Genomic DNA, 392 nt, shown 5'->3' with positions numbered 1-392 from the left:
GTTTCAAGGGAGAGCCTGGCGATTACCTACTTTCACACGGGTATCCGCACTATCATCGGCGTGGAGTCGTTTCACGGTCCTGTTCGGGATGGGAAGGGGTGGTTCCAACTCGCTATGGTCACCAGGCATAAACGGTGGCCGCGTTGAGCCATGTTCAACGCAGCGAATAGGGATGTAGTAGAGGTTGTGCGTATCGGCCAAGCTGCTCGTTATCACGGCAGCGGCACGCGATACTCAACCAGCAGAAACACACTGGTTATAGGATCAAGCCTTACGGGCAATTAGTACTGGTTAGCTTAACGCATTACTGCGCTTCCACACCCAGCCTATCAACGTCCTGGTCTCGAACGACCCTTCAAGGAGCTCAAGGCTCCAGGGAATCCTCATCTTCA

2 rRNA genes are annotated in these 392 nt (G+C 53.8%); both read right to left on the bottom strand.

Annotated features, from left to right (window positions below):
* Positions 1-13: 13 nt before the first annotated feature.
* Positions 14-126, bottom strand: a 5S ribosomal RNA gene (rrf, locus tag AC1DKD_RS42365).
* Between the two features lie 134 nt (positions 127-260).
* Positions 261-392, bottom strand: a 23S ribosomal RNA gene (locus AC1DKD_RS42360); the annotation flags it as partial.

The organism is Cupriavidus sp. 05T313 (genome assembly GCF_056396665.1).
This window is presented reverse-complemented; position numbering and strand designations above follow the sequence as displayed.